The sequence below is a fragment of the Pseudodesulfovibrio mercurii genome (assembly GCF_000189295.2).
GTDB lineage: Bacteria > Desulfobacterota > Desulfovibrionia > Desulfovibrionales > Desulfovibrionaceae > Pseudodesulfovibrio > Pseudodesulfovibrio mercurii.
Window position 1 is genome coordinate 3188561 of the sequence record NC_016803.1, and the last position, 15965, is coordinate 3204525.

The following is a 15965-nucleotide window of genomic DNA, read 5'->3' on the forward strand; positions in this document are numbered from 1 at the left end:
AGCCGGGTGGGAACGGATGTCAAGGCCAGACGCGGCCGCCCCAAGACCGTGCCCGACGCGGAGCGCCGTCGGCAGATTGTCCAGGCGGCGGAAAAGCTTTTCGTGCGCAAGGGGTTCGCCGGTACCTGCACCAGAGAGATCGCGGCCTGCTGCCGAATTTCCAAGCAGACCCTGTACCGCCTTTTCCCCGGCAAGCTCGACCTGTTTGCGGCCGTGGTCGAATCCCACCGCCTGAAGATGATCGACTTCGGGGACGGGTACGACGACCTCCCCCTGGACCAGGCCCTGGCGCGCATGTTCATGATCGACATCGATCAGCAGAATTACGAAATCCGCGCGGCGTTCCTGCGCACCGCCAACATCGAGTCCCTGCAGCACCCCCAGATCCGGGACATCCTGCGCCGCCACGGAGGGCACCGCAACCGCATGGAACTCAAGGAGTGGCTGGACCGGCAATGCCGCAAGGGGCGGCTGGCCATCCAGAACACGGACAACGCCGCCCACATGCTCCTGGACGTGTTCACCGGCGCGGTCATCTTCGACGCCCTGGGCGGGTTCAGCTGGAGCGACCGCGAGGAGCGCATCGCCCACTTCCGCCAGTGCATCGCCATATTTCTGGAAGGGGCCCTGCCCGCCGGGAAGCGCGCCGCCGACGACTGATCCGCCGCCCGCCGACCGGGGCCGCTTTCGCCTTTACTCCCGCCGGAATTGCGGTATGTTGGGATCAAACGAGAATCATTCCGGGTTCGCCCGGCGCGAACCCCGACAACCCAGCGCGAGACTTTCATGAGCGAACATCTTCCCCTGCTCGAGGTGGCCGTGAGCGGCGACCTCCCCCTCGGCATCCTGCCCCACATGGCCAACCGCCACGGCCTCATCGCCGGGGCCACCGGAACCGGCAAGACCGTCAGCCTGCGCGTCCTGGCCGAGCATTTCAGCGACATCGGCGTGCCGGTCTTCATGGCCGACGTCAAGGGCGATCTCGGGACCATGGCCCGGCCCGGCGGCGACCACGCCAAGGTCAGGGAGCGGGTGGAGCAGCTCGGGCTTGCCGATTTCACCTACCAGGCCTACCCGGTGACCTTCTGGGACGTGTTCGGGGCCAAGGGACACCCCCTGCGGACCACGGTCTCGGAGATGGGTCCGCTGCTCCTGGCCCGGCTGCTCGATCTGAACGACACCCAGAGCGGGGTCCTGTCCATGGCCTTCCGCATCGCCGACGACGAGGGGCTGCTGCTCCTGGACCTGAACGACCTGCGGGCCATGCTCGTCTACCTGGCCGAGAACGCCAAGCGGTTCCGGGCCCAGTACGGAAACATCTCGGCGGCCTCGGTGGGGGCCATCCAGCGCGGCCTGCTCGCCCTGGAGGAGCAGGGCGGAGACGAATTCTTCGGCGAACCCGCCCTGAACCTGGACGACCTGATGCAGACCGAGGGCGGCAAGGGCATGATCAACATCCTGGCCGCGGACCGGCTGCTGCGCTCGCCGCGCGTCTACTCGACCATGCTCCTGTGGCTCCTGTCCGAGCTGTTCGAGGCCCTGCCCGAGGTGGGCGACCCGGAAAAGCCCCGGCTGGTCTTCTTCTTCGACGAGGCGCACCTGCTCTTCGACCGCGCCCCACGCGCCCTGGTGGACAAGATCGAGATGGTCGTCCGCCTGATCCGCTCCAAGGGCGTGGGCGTGTATTTCGTCACCCAGATGCCCACGGACCTGCCGCCCGAGGTGCTCGGCCAGCTCGGCAACCGCGTGCAGCACGCTCTGCGCGCCTACACCCCGCGCGACCGCGAGGCCGTGCGCACCACGGCCCAGACCTTCCGCATCAACCCGGACCTGGACGTGGAGGCGGCCGTGACCGACCTGGGCGTGGGCGAGGCCCTGGTCTCGTTTCTCGAACGCAAGGGCGCGCCCGCCATGGTCCGGCGGGCCTTTATCCTGCCCCCGCGCAGCCGCCTGGGCGTGCTCGAACCGGGGGAACAGGACCAGCTCATCCGGGGCTCGGTCCTCTACGGCCACTATGAACAGGAGATCGACCCGGAGTCGGCCTACGAGATCCTGACCGCCCGCCGCCAGGAACAGGAGGAGCAGCGCCAGGCCCAGCTCCAGCAGCAGGAACGCGAAAAGGAGGAGCGCAAGGCCGCCCGGGCCGGCCGCTCCAACTCCAACCGCCAGGGACTGGTGGAGGCCTTCGCCAAATCCGCCATCCGCTCCATCGGTTCCGCCTTCGGCCGCCGCATCGTGCGCGGCGTGCTCGGCGGCCTCCTGAAATAATTCCCCCGCAGGATCACGGAAAAGGGATGCGGGTGGATGCCTGCATCCTTTTTTTTACGGCATTTTAAAAAATAATGTTGCTTTTGCCGAAAAAAGTCTAACTATTTAGTATGGACTAAAAGGAGGCAAAGCGCAATGTCTATTCAGGCCGTTATCAACCAGTTCAGATCGTTGAATAAAGACCAGCAGGAAGCCTGCGCCCGCCGCATCGAAGCCTATCTCCACGAGCACATCGAGGGGTTGAAGGGGTTCAGGGATACCATCGTCGAGGCGCGTTTCGCTGATGGCAGGCACTGCCCCAGGTGCGGAAGCGTCGATGTGAAGCGTTGGGGCGCGTACAGCGACAAGAACGCCTACATGGCCCGCCAGCGGTACATGTGCAAGGATTGCGGACGCACCTTTACCGAACTGACGGGGACGCCGATGGCGGGGACCCACAAGCCCGAGCTGTGGTCCCGCTACATCCGATGCATGATCGAGGGGTTGAGCCTTCCCCGGACCGCCAAGCGGCTCGAGATTTCCATCCCCACGGCCTTCTATTGGCGGCACAAGATCCTGTGTGGCCTGAAGGCGTTGCATGCCCGGGATATCCTGTCCGGCATCGTCGAGATGGACGAAACCTTTTTCGTCGAATCCAACAAGGGAAGCCGCAACCTGAAGCACCGTCCTCCGAGGAAGCACCGGGGCGTCGCACGGAAACGCGGTATCTCGAACGAACAAGTGGCCGTGTTGGTGGGGCTCAGCCGCGATGGTGACGTGTTAAGCCATGCCGCTGGCCGGGGGCGCTTGTCGGCCGATCAGGTCGCGCGGGCCATCGGCGGCAACATCATGCCGGACAGCACGCTTGTCACGGACTCCATGTCCGGCTTCGCCACCTACGCCAAGCGCGAGGGCATCCGGCATGTCCGCTTGAACAGCCGTCAGGGCGTGTACACCCAGGGTGTCCACCACATCCAGCACGTCAACAACTACCACGCGGGTCTCAAGGAATGGATGCGCCGGTTCTGCGGCGTGGCCTCGAAGTTCCTCGACCACTACATGGCGTGGTTCAACCTGTTGCGGATCGTGACCAAGCTGGAATCCAAGAGCAGGCTGGAGGAATTCTACCGTCAGGCTTGCCGCAAGACCGCCTATGCGCCCGTCAGGGACTTCCGGGCATTCAAGGTCGGCCAGGAGCCGTAACCGGCCAAAATGTTTCGCTCCGGGGTGGACCGCCATGCGCCATTGTCGTATGAGGTGAAAACTCATCAGGAGCGGATATGAAGGTCGAAATAGGCGAATCGCTGGTAAGGACGTGGGTACGCCATTGCAGGGGGTGCCAACTGGCCGAACTGAACTGGAAGCCGTCCCCCATATGGCCTGGGGAGATCACTGCCGAACACGAACAGTGGTACAGGGAAGGCGCCGCCGAGTTCTCGGGAAAAGTCTTGAAAAAGACATCCAGCCTTTCCCAGTTCCTCGGCCAGGCCGAAATCGACGTACTCGGCGTGCAGTTCGTGCAAGGGATGGCAAGGAAAGTCATCGCCGCCGACATTGCCTTTCACACGAACGGGCTGCAATACGGCCCTAAAGCCGAGACCGCCGCCCGGATCGTCAAGAAGCTGTTTCGGACGGCTCTGACCATCGACATCCATTTCCCCGGCGTGCCCGCCGAGATCCTTTTCCTGTCCCCAAAGGTCAACAACGCTACTATCCAGGGCGTGAAGGAAGCTGCCCGGATGATGGAATCCTTCTTCCGTGGACGCCGGGACGGCTTCCGGTTCCAGACCATTATCAACCAAGGCTTCAAAAACATCGTACTCGACGATGTGACCCCGCTCCAAAAGCAGGTGGCCGACACAAGCGAACTATATCTGCGAGCGGCCCAGCTCGTGGGGCTGTTTGAAGACCGTGTTCCGCGTCCCGCAAAGGCCACTGCCGCTCCAGCGCAATCTGCCCCACGCAAAACCGGGCAGACCCTACCCATCGAATATGTGCCGGGCGACACCAAGGAATTCAAGCGCCTTCTTCTCAAGCAGGGTGCCGTCATCCAAGAACATTATGCCGACGGCAGAACCAAGGAAAGACAGTGGGATGCAAGCGGAATGCGTGAGACATCCAGTGTCAGCGGAAACTTGCGTTCGAAGAGCTGGTACAAGGGCGGGGCTTGGCTGACCAGCGGTATCAGCAAGATCGTCGTGAAAATCATTGGCTACGACACCTAATCGCTGAAAAACAACAGAATGTTTTAAAATCCCGTTTTTTTATAGGATATGCAGGGCGCAGGGGAGGGGAAACCGGGCGGTGAAGGCCCTTTCGCGGCGGCGTTCCCGGTGTTTTTTCGGAGCCCGGCCCATCCCGAGTCGAAAAGTCGAATCGCCTCCGGCGCCTTCGGTCGTTCTTTTCGACCGACCCGGGTAGTTCCCCAGAGCCAACCCCGACCGCATCCCTCTCCGGCCGATCCGAGCCACCCCTCATCGCACCCCCGAAACACTCCCCGGCAGGGACCGGAAACAAGGAGTGACGACCCCTTTTTCGGTCCCTGACCCGGTGGTATTTTTTTGCCCCTTTCCCCCTTGTCAGCCCCCGAAAAGGGCTTATGTTTTGATTGACCGATCAATTAAAATGTGAAGATTTTTTAAAAATAAAGTTAAAACAATAAGTTAAAGTGCAAAATTTTACTTCACATTTTGTTACACTGTGGTAGATGAAAGGCATCGCCGGTTGGGAACCGGCAGTGAGAAGCCAACAAATTTACAGAGAGGATATTGTCATGAAGCGTTTCACCTTTGCCCTGATGCTCGTGTTTACCGTCTTTGCCGCCACCGCTTTCGCCGCCGCCAACACCTTTGCCGGCTCGTTCCAGTCCCAGGACATGCGGGCCCACACCGTGGCCGCCGCCAACGCCTCGGGCATGGACACCGGCGTGGCCCTGCACGGCCATATCGTCAAGGTCATCAACAACGACAGCGTGCTGTTCTCCGACAATACCGGCGAACTGCTCGTGCACATTGAGAACGCCGAGACCAACCCGGCCGCCCTCACCCATGCCGACGTGGACATCAACGGCAAGATCGTCGGCGACCTCATGTACACCGAAGTCCAGGCCGACTCCGTGACCCTGGACAAGTAATTCCATCCATATATTCACCCAAAAGGGACGCCCGAAAGGGCGTCCCTTTTTTTGTGCCTCCGGCGGCCGGGGGAAGGGGGGAGGGGAACCCTTTGGAAAAGGGCTTCCCCTCCCCCCTTCCCCCGGACCCCCATCCCCTCTCCCCTCCTAAACTTTTTATCGCCGCTTCGCGGGGTGCGAGCATGGGAAGTCGTGCTCGGGCGGAATCTGCGTTGTCTTCCTCATTTTCCCGCAAAAATGATCTGCCCTTCCGCGTCCATACGCCTTTGCCGAAGGCACATAAAACGTTTGGAAGGGGGGTCCAGGGGGGAAACTTATTCAAAAGTTTCCCCCCTGGCCGCCGGAGGCATCAAAAAAGAAGGCCTCCCGCCGGTGGCGGGAGGCCCATAACGCGGGGGTGATTCCTTAGGAGTTATATTTTGTAAGTTGCGGTCACAAAACTCCACCCGCGTTATTGTCGGTTAGCGGCCGTCGTCGCACGGTTCGCCGGAGCCGGGGCTCTCGGCGGAGATGCCGGCGTCGCAGGCGGCGGGGTCTTCGGATTCGGGGGTGACGGGCGCGGCCTCGGCCATGCGGCTGAGGATGGCGTAGCGCCTGTCGTAGTCCTGTTCGATGCGGGCCCGGTAGGTCCTGGACAGGTCCGGGTGGAACCGCTCCAGCATGGCGTAGCGGTTTTCGCCGGACAGGAATTCCTGGAGCGTGCCGTCCGGCCCCTTGGAGTCGAGCTGGAACGGGTTTTCGCCCTTGTCGGCCCGTTCGGGGTCGAAGCGGTAGAGGGGCCAGTAGCCGGAGGCCACGGCCAGCTTTTGTTCGAGCTGGGTCTTGCCCATGCCCTTCTTGATGCCCTGGTTGATGCACGGGGCGTAGCAGATGATCAGTGACGGCCCATTGTAGGCTTCGGCCTCGCGGAAGGCCTTGAGAAGCTGCTGCTTGTCCGCGCCCATGGAGACCGAGGCCACGTAGACGTAGCCGTAGGTCATGGCCATGCGGCCGAGGTCCTTCTTGCCGGTGCGCTTGCCCGCGGCCGCGAACTTGGCGATGGAGCCGAGCGGCGTGGCCTTGGAGGACTGGCCGCCGGTGTTGGAATAGACCTCGGTGTCCAGGACCAGGATGTTGATGTCCTCGCCGGACGCGAGCACGTGGTCCACGCCGCCGTAGCCGATGTCGTAGGCCCAGCCGTCGCCGCCGAAGATCCACACGGACTTCCTGGTGAACAGGTCGGCGTTGGCCGCGATGGCCTTGAGGGTCGGGTCGGCAGCGCCTTCGAGGGCGGCCTTGAGGGTCGCGCCGGTGGCGGCGGACCCCTCGGAGTCGTCCTTGGCGGCCAGCCATGCGGTCAGGGCGGTCTTCACGGAGCCCGTGGCGGTCTCAAGGGCCTTTTCGCAGTCGGCCACGAGGATTTCGCGGCGGTTGTTCAACCCCATGTTGATGCCGTAGCCGAACTCGGCGGCGTCCTCGAACAGGGAGTTGCCCCAGGCCGGGCCGAACCCGTCACGGTTGACGCAGTAGGGGGTGGAGGGGGCGCTTGCGCCCCAGATGGACGAGCAGCCCGTGGCGTTGGCGATGACCATGCGCTCGCCGAAGAGCTGGGTCAGGACCTTGACGTAGGGGGTCTCGCCACAGCCCGCGCAGGCCCCGGAGAACTCCATGAGCGGCTGGCGGAACTGGGAGCCCTTGACCGAGTCGCGTTTGAAGGCGTCCTTGTAGGACACGGTCTCGGTGAAGTCGAAGTTGGGCGCCTGGTCCGGGGTCTGGGTGGCGATGGGCCGCATGACCAGGGCCTTGTCCTTGGCCGGGCAGATGTCGGCGCAGTTGCCGCAGCCCAGGCAGTCCAGGGTGTTGACCTGCATGCGGTAGCGCATGCCCTGGACGTCCTTGCCCTTGGCCTCGACCGTGGCGAAGGTCGCGGGCGCGCCCGCCAGCTCGGCCTCGGTCAGCAGGACCGGGCGCAGGGCGGCGTGGGGGCAGACAAAGGCGCACTGGTTGCACTGGATGCAGTTGTCCGCGATCCACTGGGGCACGTTGATGGCCACGCCGCGCTTTTCATATTTCGAGGTGGCCGTCGGCATGGTCCCGTCCTTGGAAAAGGCGGACACCGGCAGGCTGTCGCCCTTCTGGGCCAGCATGGGGCGCATGACGTTCCTGACGTAGTCGGGCTCGTCGTTTTGGGCGGCGGGTTCGTCGGCCGGGCTCGCCCAGGCGGCGGGGACATCCACCTTGACCAGGGCGGCCGGGGCCTTGTCAACGGCGGCGCAGTTCATCTCGACGATCTTCGGACCCTTCTTGCCGTAGGCCTTGTCGATGCCGTCCTTGAGCAGGCTGACGGCCTGTTCGAAGGGAATGACGTCGGCCAGCTTGAAGAAGGCGGTCTGCATGACCATGTTGATGCGGCCGCCCAGGCCCACCTCGCCCGCGATCTTGACCGCGTCGATGGTGTAGAACTTGAGGTTCTTTTGGGCGATGGTCCGGCGCATGGCGGCCGGGAGCTGGTTTTCGATCTCGCCGCCGGTCCAGGGGCAGTTCAGCACGAAGGTCCCGCCGTCCTTGATGCCCTCCAGCACGTCGTAGAGGTGCACGTAGCTCGGGTTGTGGCAGGCCACGTAGTCGGCGGCCGCCACCAGGTAGGTGGACTGGATCGGTTCGTCGCCGAAGCGCAGGTGGGAGATGGTGATGCCGCCCGATTTCTTGGAGTCGTAGGCGAAGTAGCCCTGGGCGTACATGTCGGTGTTGTCGCCGATGATCTTGATGGCCTGCTTGTTCGCGCCCACCGTGCCGTCCGAACCGAGACCCCAGAACTTGCACTGCACGGTGCCTTTGGGGGTCGTGTCCAGGGTCCCGGTCGGGACGAGGGAGGAGTGGGTCACGTCGTCGTCGATGCCCACGGTGAAGCGGCGCTTGGGCGCGGCCTGGGCCAGGTTGTCGAACACGGCCTTGGCCATGGCCGGGGTGAATTCCTTGGAGCCCAGGCCGTAGCGTCCGCCGACCACGGCCGGGCCGCCGCCCTGCTCGAGGAACACGGCGCAGATGTCCTGGTACAGGGGGTCGCCCAGGGCGCCCGGCTCCTTGGTCCGGTCGAGGACCGCGAGCCTGGTGCAGGCGGCGGGCAACATGGACAGAAAGTGCTTGGCCGAGAACGGGCGGTACAGCCGGACCTTGATCAGGCCGACCTTTTCGCCGTTGGCGACCAGGTGGTTGACCACCTCCTCGATGGTCTCGCAGGAGGAGCCCATGGAGACGATGACCCGCTCGGCGTCGGGCGCGCCGACATAGTCGAAGGGCTTGTAGGCCCGACCGGTCAGGGCCGAGACCTGGACCATGTACTCCTCGACGATGGTCGGGATGGCCGCGTAGTTGGGGTTGGCCGCCTCGCGTCCCTGGAAATAGATGTCCGGGTTCTGGGCCGTGCCCCGGATGTTCGGGTGCTCGGGGTTCATGGCCCGTTTGCGGAACTCGGCCACCTTGTCCCTGTTCAGGAGCGGCAGCATGTCCGCGTAGTCGATGGTCTCGATCTTCTGGATCTCGTGGGAGGTGCGGAAGCCGTCGAAGAAGGAGACGAAGGGCACGGAGGACTCGACCGTGGCCAGGTGGGCCACCAGGGCGAGATCCATGACCTCCTGGACCGAGGCCGAGGCGAGCATGGCGAAGCCGGTCTGGCGGCAGGCCATGACGTCCTGGTGGTCGCCGAAGATGGACAGGGCGTGCCCGGCCACGGCGCGGGCGGAGACATGGAAGACGCAGGGCAGCAGCTCGCCCGCGATCTTGTACATGTTCGGGATCATGAGCAGCAGGCCCTGGGAGGCGGTGAAGGTGGTGGTCAGCGCGCCGCCAGCCAGGGACCCGTGGACCGCGCCCGCCGCGCCCGCCTCGGACTGCATCTGGCGGATTTTCAGGGGATGGCCGAAGACGTTCCTCTTGTCCTGGGCGGCCCATTCGTCGGCGATCTCGCCCATGGTGGAGGAGGGGGTGATGGGATAGATGGCGGCGGTCTCGCTCATGGCGTAGGCCACCCAGGCGGCGGCGGTGTTGCCGTCCATGGTCTTCATTTTGGACATATCGTGCTCCGTTTTTTTCTGCTCGTTGCGGTTCGGTATATGGTCGCGCCCCGGCAAGGGCCGGTGTGGCGCGGACGATCTCCGGCCTCGCCGGAACTGATGCGCATGCTAGAGGTTCCTCTGGCCCTGGGCCTGGATGGCGGTGATGGCCACGGTGTTGACGATGTCCCGCACGCGGCAGCCGCGCGACAGGTCGTTGACCGGCCTGTTCAGCCCCTGGAGGACCGGGCCGATGGCCACGGAGCCGGGCACGGCCCGCTGCACGGCCTTGTAGGTGTTGTTGCCGGTGTTCAGGTCCGGGAAGATGAAGACCGTGGCCCTGCCCGCCACCTCGGAGCCGGGCAGCTTGGTCCGGGCGACCTCCGGGTCCACGGCCGCGTCGTACTGGAGCGGCCCCTCGATGGGCAGGGAAAGCCCGCGCTCCCCGGCCAGTTCCTTGGCGATGGCCGTGGCCTCCACGACCTTGTCCACGTCCGCGCCCGAGCCGGACCCGCCCGTGGAATAGGAGAGCATGGCCACGAACGGGTCGATGCCGAAGAGCCGGGCGGTCTGGGCCGAACTCAGCGCGATCTCGGCCAGCTGCCGGGCGTCGGGCTTGGGATTGACCGCGCAGTCGCCGAAGCAGACCACGCGGTCGCCCATGCACATGAGGAACACGGACGAGACGATGGCGGCGTCCGGCTTGGTCTTGATGAACTCGAAGGCGGGCCGGATGGTCTGGGCCGTGGTGGTCACGGAGCCGGAGACCATGCCGTCGGCCTGGCCCGCGTGGACCATCATGGTCCCGAAATAGGTCGGGTCCACCATGCGGTCGCGGGCGTCCGCCATGCGGATGCCCTTGTGTTTGCGGGCCTCGAAGTAGCGCTCGGCGTAGTCCTCGAAGAGCGGCGAGGAGGCCGGGTCCACCACGCGGGCGCCGTTCAGCTCCACGCCCAGGCCCGCCGCCTGGGCGGCCACGGCCTCGGGGTCGCCGAGCAGGGTGATGTCCGCCACGTTGCGCCGCTGCAATATCTCGGTGGCCCGGAGGATGCGCTCGCTCGTGCCCTCGGGCAGGACGATGCGCATGCGCTGCGCCCTGGCCGTCTCGATGAGGTTGTATTCGAACATGATCGGCGTGATCTTTGTGGTCCGGGAGGCGACCAGCCGGTCGCGCAGCTCCTCGATGTCCACCTGGGCCTCGAACAGGCCGATGGAGGCGGCGATCTTGGCCGGGTGTTCGGGGTCGATGGTTCCGTGCAGGGCCTGGAGGGTCTGGGTGACCATGTAGGTGTGGTCCCGGGCGCTCAGGATGGGCAGGGGCACGCCGGTCCAGCCCTCGATGAGCCGGTGCATGGACACGGAGGGCTGGATGCCGCCGGTCAGGACCATGCCCGCGATGTTCCCGTAGGCCGCGGACTGGCGCGAGGAGATGGCCGCCAGGATGATGTCCATGCGGTCGCCGGGGGTGATGATCAGGGCCCCGTCCTCAATGTATTCCAGGAAATGGGTGATGTGCATGGCCGCGGTCAGGAAGCTGTCCACCGGGGTGTCCAGGCTGCCGTGGCCGTAGAGGACCTTGGCGTCCAGCCACTTGATGACGTCGTGGATGGTCGGGTTGCCCAGCCGCTTGTCGTCCGGGATGGCGTAGGTCAGCAGGGGCTGGGCCGTTCGGGTCCGGGCCTTGAGGTCCCTGAGCATCCCGGGGGAGAAGTCCGGCCGGGCGCGGTTGACGATCAGCCCCAGGACCTCCAGGCCGCGCTCCTCGAAGATTTCCACCGTGCGCTGGGCCGAGCCGCACAGCTCGTCGTCGGTCCGGTCCAGGCCGTTGACCACGACCAGGACCGGGCAGCCCAGGTTGGAGACGATGCTCACGTTGATCTCGAACTCCAGGGTGGCGCTGCCGCCGATGTAGTCCGTGCCCTCGCAGAGCACGAAGTCGTACTCCTTTTCCAGCTCCTTGAACTTGTTCAGGGTGTTCTCCAGGAGCAGGGCCTTGTTGCCGCTGTTGATCAGCCTGCGGGCCTCGCTCAGGGTGTAGCCGTAGGTCCGCTCATAGGGCTGGTCGAGCTTGAAGTGGCGCAGCAGCAGGTCGATGTCGTGGTCGCGTCGTCCCTCCAGCGGGTCGCTGACGACCGGGCGGAACACGGCCACGTTCTGGAGGTTGGCGCGCAGCAGATGCATGACCCCGAGGACGATGGCGGACTTGCCGCTGCGGGCTTCGGTGGCTGCTATGTAGAGGCTCTTGGACATGTCGGTCTCCTTGGACCGGCCCGGTGGAGAACCGGGAGAAGGCGGTTGTCGGAGCGCCTTCTCCCGGCCGGATGCCGTGGGTGACGTCGGGGCTGTTGACGACGGCATCCGCTATGCTCCGTAGGGCATGGGGTATGGCTTGGTTGGTCAGTTTCCGGCCTGGGTCTCCTCGACAGGGGATTCCTCGGCCAGGAACGGTTCGTCCCGGTCGTAGCAGACCAGGCCGCAGCGGAGGCAGCGGTCGGCTTCGGTCAGGGCCTGGGGTTCGTCGAGGGGGCCCTCCACCTCGCTGAAGGTGCAGGTGCGGTCGTCGCCGTGGCACAGGAGGGGCAGGACGGCCCGTTGTTTGCGTTCCACGTGGTCGATTTCCTTGAACAACGTATAGGGGATCATGCCCTTCTGGGTGGTCTCGGGGACCGGGATGGCGGCCTGGGTCAGGTGGTAGTGGATGGACCGGGCCGCCTTGCGGCCGTCGCCGATGGCCGAGATGACCAGGTCCGGGCCGGTGTAGACGTCGCCCGCCGTGAATACGCCGGGGATGGCCGTCTCGAAGGTGTCCGGGTCGGCCGCGATGGTCTGCCACTTGGTGGTCTCCAGGGCGCAGGTTCCCTCGGGATTGTCCTCGTACAGGCAGGCGAGGTCGGGCTTCTGGCCGATGGCCGGGATGATCAGGGTGGCCTCCATGCGCTGCTCGGAGCCCTCCTTCTTGATCGGGCGGCGGCGTCCGGAGGCGTCCGGTTCGCCGAGCTCCATCTCGTAGTATTCCAGGTGGGTGGCCCGGCCGTTTTCGTCGCCGATGACCCGGGCCGGGGCGGCCAGGAACGTGAACTTCACGCCCTCCTCCTCGGCCCCGTCGATCTCTTCCTCGGCGGCGGGCATCTCGTTCCGCGTGCGCCGGTACATGAGGGTCACGTCGGCCCCCAGGCGGACGCAGGTGCGGGCCGCGTCGATGGCCGTGTTGCCGCCGCCGACCACGATGACCTTGCTGCCGGTCTCGGGTTTCTGGCCCAGGGCGTGGGCGGTCAGGAACTCGATGCCGCCCATGACGCCGTCCAGGTCCTCGCCCTCGGCGTACATGCCGGATGCCCGCCACGCGCCGATGCCGATGAAGGTGGCGTCGAAACCCTCGGCCTTCAGGGATTCCAGGGTGAAGTCGCGGCCGAACCGGGTGTTCATGCGGGTGTCGATGCCCAGGTCCAGGATGCCCTGGATCTCCCAGTCCAGGTCCGCCTTGGGCAGGCGGTATTCCGGGATGCCGTAGCGGGTCTGGCCGCCGAGCTTGGGCATGGCGTCGAAGATGGTCGGGTGGTGGCCCAGGCGGCGCAGGAAATAGGCGCAGGACAGCCCGGCCGGGCCGCCGCCGATGACGGCCACGCGTTTGCCGGTGTCCCTGGCGCAGGGCACGGGCAGGTGGACGCCCGAGCGCAGCTCGCGGTCGGCCACGAAGCGCTTGAGCATGTTGATGCCCACCGGGGCGTCCACGTGCTGGCGGCGGCAGACCGTCTCGCACGGCCGGGGGCAGACCCGGCCGCAGGTGACCGGCAGCGGGTTGCGCTCCTTGATGGTCATGACCGCGCCGTCGTAGTCGCCCGCCTTGATCTGCTCGATATACCTGGGGATGTTGATCTGGGCCGGGCACTTCTGGCGGCACGGGGCCAGGCAGTCGGTGGTCTGGTTGAGGTGCAGCAGCCGGGCGGACATGCCGGACACGGCGATGACGCCGCGCGGGCAGGCGTCCACGCAGTTGCCGCACGCCTTGCAGCGGTTCGGGTCGATGACCGGCAGCCCCTCGGGTCCCATGTGGATGGCGTCGAAGGGGCAGGCGCGCACGCAGGAGCCCAACCCCAGGCAGCCCTCGGGGCAGGACTTGGACCCGCCGTAGAGCAGGTGGGCGGCCCGGCAGTCCAGGGCGCCCTCGTAGTGGAAGGCGTCCTCGGCCCGCAGCCCGCCGGTGCAGTCGCGCACGGCCAGCTCGGGCTCGCGCTCGACGACCTCCTGGCCCATGAGGGCGGCGATGACCGCGATGGCCTCGGAGTCGGCCACGATGCAGGCCGAGGCCGGGGCCTTGCCCGCCACGATGGCGGCCGCCGCGCCCGAGCAGCCCGGGAAGCCGCAGCCGCCGCAGTTGGCCCCGGGCAGGTTGTCCTCGATGAGCGCGATGCGCGGGTCCTCCTTGACGAAGAGGAGCTTCGAGGCGATGCCCAGGATGGCCGCCGCCAGCAGGCCGATGCCGAACAGAGTCAGTCCCGATGTCAGTATCATGATGTCGTCCCGTGCTTGTCCGTTAGATCATGCCCTTGAAGGCGAAGAAGGCCAGGGACATGAGCCCGGCCATGATCAGCCCGATGGGCGTGCCGCGCATGGCCATGGGCAGCCGCCGCACGGCCAGCCTCTCGCGGATGCCCGCCAGCAGGACCAGGGCGAGCATGAAGCCCAACCCCGAGGCGAAGGCGAACAGGACCGTCTTGACGAAGCCGAACTCCTCGCGCTGGCAGATGAGCGCGATGCCCATGACCGCGCAGTTGGTGGTGATCAGCGGCAGGAAGATGCCCAGGGACTTGTACAGCGGCGGGACGACCTTCTTGAGGAACATCTCCACGAACTGGACCAGGGCGGCGATGACCAGGATGAAGGCGAGCGTCTGGAGGAAGTCCAGGCCGAAGGGGGCCAGGACGTACTCCTGGACCAGCCAGGTGATGGCCGCGGCCATGACGGCCACGAAGACCACGGCCCCGCCCATGCCGACGGCCACGCCCGTGTCCCTGGAGGTGCCGATGAACGGGCAGTTGCCCAGGTACTGGGCCAGGACGATGTTGTTGACGAACATCGCCCCGATGAAGAGAAGGAAGTATTCCTGCATTATCGTTTCCTTGATCCGCGGCTGTTGAAAAACGGCGATCTGCGTCGTTGCTTCAAAAAGTCCAAACCCTCGCGTACCGGAAGTACGCTTCGGCCTTGAACTTTTTTCGCGCCTAGCATCTCACCATTTTTGAACAGCCTCCAATTTTGATTTTTTGGATACTCGTCAGCAGTTCTTGTGGCCGCAGCCGCCGCATGCGCCGCAGTCGTGGGTCGGGGCCTGGACGGCCGCCAGCCCCTTTCGCCTGCGCCGGACGTTCTCCACGAAGGTCATGATGCACAGGAGGATGCCGAGCGTGACGAAGGCGCCCGGCGCCTTGACCATGATGCCGATGGGCTGAAAGCCCTCCCAGGCCACGTTGACCCCGAAGATCATGCCCGTGCCGAGCAGCTCGCGCAGGGCCCCGAGAAAGGTCAGGGACAGGGTGTAGCCCACGCCCATGCCCAGGCCGTCGGCCAGGGACGGGAGCACGGGATTCTTGGAGGCGAAGGCCTCGGCCCTCCCCAGGATGATGCAGTTGACCACGATGAGCGGCACGAAGATGCCCAGCCGCTGGTAGAGCGGATAGGCGAAGGCCTGCATGAGCAGCTCCACGGCGACCACCAGGGAGGCCGCGACCACGATGAAGCAGGCGATGCGCACCTTGGACGGGATGAACCGGCTGAGCAGGGAGACCAGCATGTTGGACAGGGCCAGGACGAAGATGACGGCTACGCCCATGCCGAGCCCGTTGCTCGCCGTGTTGGTCACGGCCAGGGTCGGGCAGAGCCCCAGGACCAGCTTGAACGGCGGCAGGTCCGTCCACAGCCCTTTCGAGAATTCCTTCCACAATCTGCTGTTCATTGTCGGCTCCATGCGCTGCGGCGGTCTAGGACCAGCCCGCGGCGAGCTTGCCTTTCAGGGCGTTGAAGATGGCGATGGCGTCGCGCACGGCGGCCACGGTGCCGGTGGACGAGATGGTCGCCCCGGCCACGGCCTGGATGTCGCCGCCGTTCTTCTTGAGGTCCATGTGTTCCAGTGAATGGCCCCGGAACTGGGTGGTGTAGCCGTGCTCGGCCACGCGCGCGCCCACGCCGGGGGTCTCCTTGAGGGTGGTGATGCCGATGCCGGTCAGGGCCATGGCGTGCACGTCGAAGCCGACCATGACGCCGATGTCGCCGCCGTAGCCCTTGCCCGAGGTCTCGAAGGCCACGCCCACGAGCGCGCCGTTCTTGAGGGCCGGGAACACGATCACGGTGCGGCCGTCCACCTCGAACTTCCTGCGGTCCTTGATCGGGTTGTTGTCGTACCCGGCCAGGACCGACTCGATGGCCGGGGCCTGGACATAGGTCAGGACCTGCTCCTCGATGATCGGGGCCGTGACCTGCCTGAGCGCGGCCAGGGTGATGCCCGCGATGCCGCAGATGAGCGACAGGACGATCATCATCTTGATCATTTCCTTCAT

The 15965-nt window shown here is 65.4% G+C and carries 11 protein-coding genes; 5 read left to right on the forward strand and 6 right to left on the reverse strand.

The window, feature by feature from the left end:
• The first annotated feature begins 6 nt into the window (after nt 1-6).
• The 5 genes from DND132_RS14425 to DND132_RS17810 all read left to right on the forward strand — a co-directional run bounded on the left by DND132_RS14425 (nt 7) and on the right by DND132_RS17810 (nt 5380).
• The gene (locus DND132_RS14425) at nt 7-660 is read left to right on the forward strand and encodes a TetR/AcrR family transcriptional regulator (RefSeq protein WP_014323490.1); all 654 of its coding nucleotides are present in this window, start codon (nt 7-9) and stop codon (nt 658-660) included.
• Between the two features lie 126 nt (nt 661-786).
• Nucleotides 787-2268, forward strand: a complete 1482-nt coding sequence (locus DND132_RS14430) for a helicase HerA-like domain-containing protein (protein WP_014323491.1) — start codon at nt 787-789, stop codon at nt 2266-2268.
• Nucleotides 2269-2403: 135 nt separating this feature from the next.
• Nucleotides 2404-3450 carry an IS1595 family transposase gene (locus DND132_RS14435; protein ID WP_014321948.1) on the forward strand — a complete coding sequence of 349 codons (1047 nt, stop codon included), beginning with the start codon at nt 2404-2406 and terminating at the stop codon, nt 3448-3450.
• 77 nt (nt 3451-3527) lie between these two features.
• Complete coding sequence (locus tag DND132_RS17805; protein ID WP_014321949.1) at nt 3528-4472, forward strand: hypothetical protein; 945 nt, start codon at nt 3528-3530, stop codon at nt 4470-4472.
• Between the two features lie 548 nt (nt 4473-5020).
• On the forward strand, nt 5021-5380 hold the full coding sequence (locus DND132_RS17810; protein WP_014323492.1) for a NirD/YgiW/YdeI family stress tolerance protein: 360 nt from the start codon (nt 5021-5023) through the stop codon (nt 5378-5380).
• 461 nt (nt 5381-5841) lie between these two features.
• Here DND132_RS17810 and nifJ read toward each other — a convergent pair whose 3' ends face one another.
• The 6 genes from nifJ to rnfG form a co-directional block, all read right to left on the reverse strand.
• Nucleotides 5842-9432 carry a pyruvate:ferredoxin (flavodoxin) oxidoreductase gene (gene nifJ / locus DND132_RS14450; RefSeq protein WP_014323493.1) on the reverse strand — a complete coding sequence of 1197 codons (3591 nt, stop codon included), beginning with the start codon at nt 9430-9432 and terminating at the stop codon, nt 5842-5844.
• Between the two features lie 108 nt (nt 9433-9540).
• Nucleotides 9541-11661 (reverse strand): phosphate acetyltransferase, encoded by a 2121-nt coding sequence (pta, locus tag DND132_RS14455; RefSeq protein ID WP_014323494.1) that lies wholly within the window; start codon nt 11659-11661, stop codon nt 9541-9543.
• A gap of 147 nt (nt 11662-11808) precedes the next feature.
• On the reverse strand, nt 11809-13923 hold the full coding sequence (locus DND132_RS14460) for an FAD-dependent oxidoreductase (protein ID WP_014323495.1): 2115 nt from the start codon (nt 13921-13923) through the stop codon (nt 11809-11811).
• Nucleotides 13924-13945: 22 nt separating this feature from the next.
• Entirely contained in the window at nt 13946-14521 is a 576-nt protein-coding gene (locus DND132_RS14465; RefSeq protein ID WP_014323496.1) for an electron transport complex protein RnfA, read from the reverse strand.
• Nucleotides 14522-14686: 165 nt separating this feature from the next.
• Nucleotides 14687-15364: an electron transport complex subunit RsxE gene (gene rsxE / locus DND132_RS14470; protein ID WP_014323497.1), complete on the reverse strand. Its 678-nt coding sequence runs from the start codon at nt 15362-15364 to the stop codon at nt 14687-14689.
• 25 nt (nt 15365-15389) lie between these two features.
• On the reverse strand, nt 15390-15965 hold the full coding sequence (rnfG, locus tag DND132_RS14475) for an RnfABCDGE type electron transport complex subunit G (RefSeq protein ID WP_014323498.1): 576 nt from the start codon (nt 15963-15965) through the stop codon (nt 15390-15392).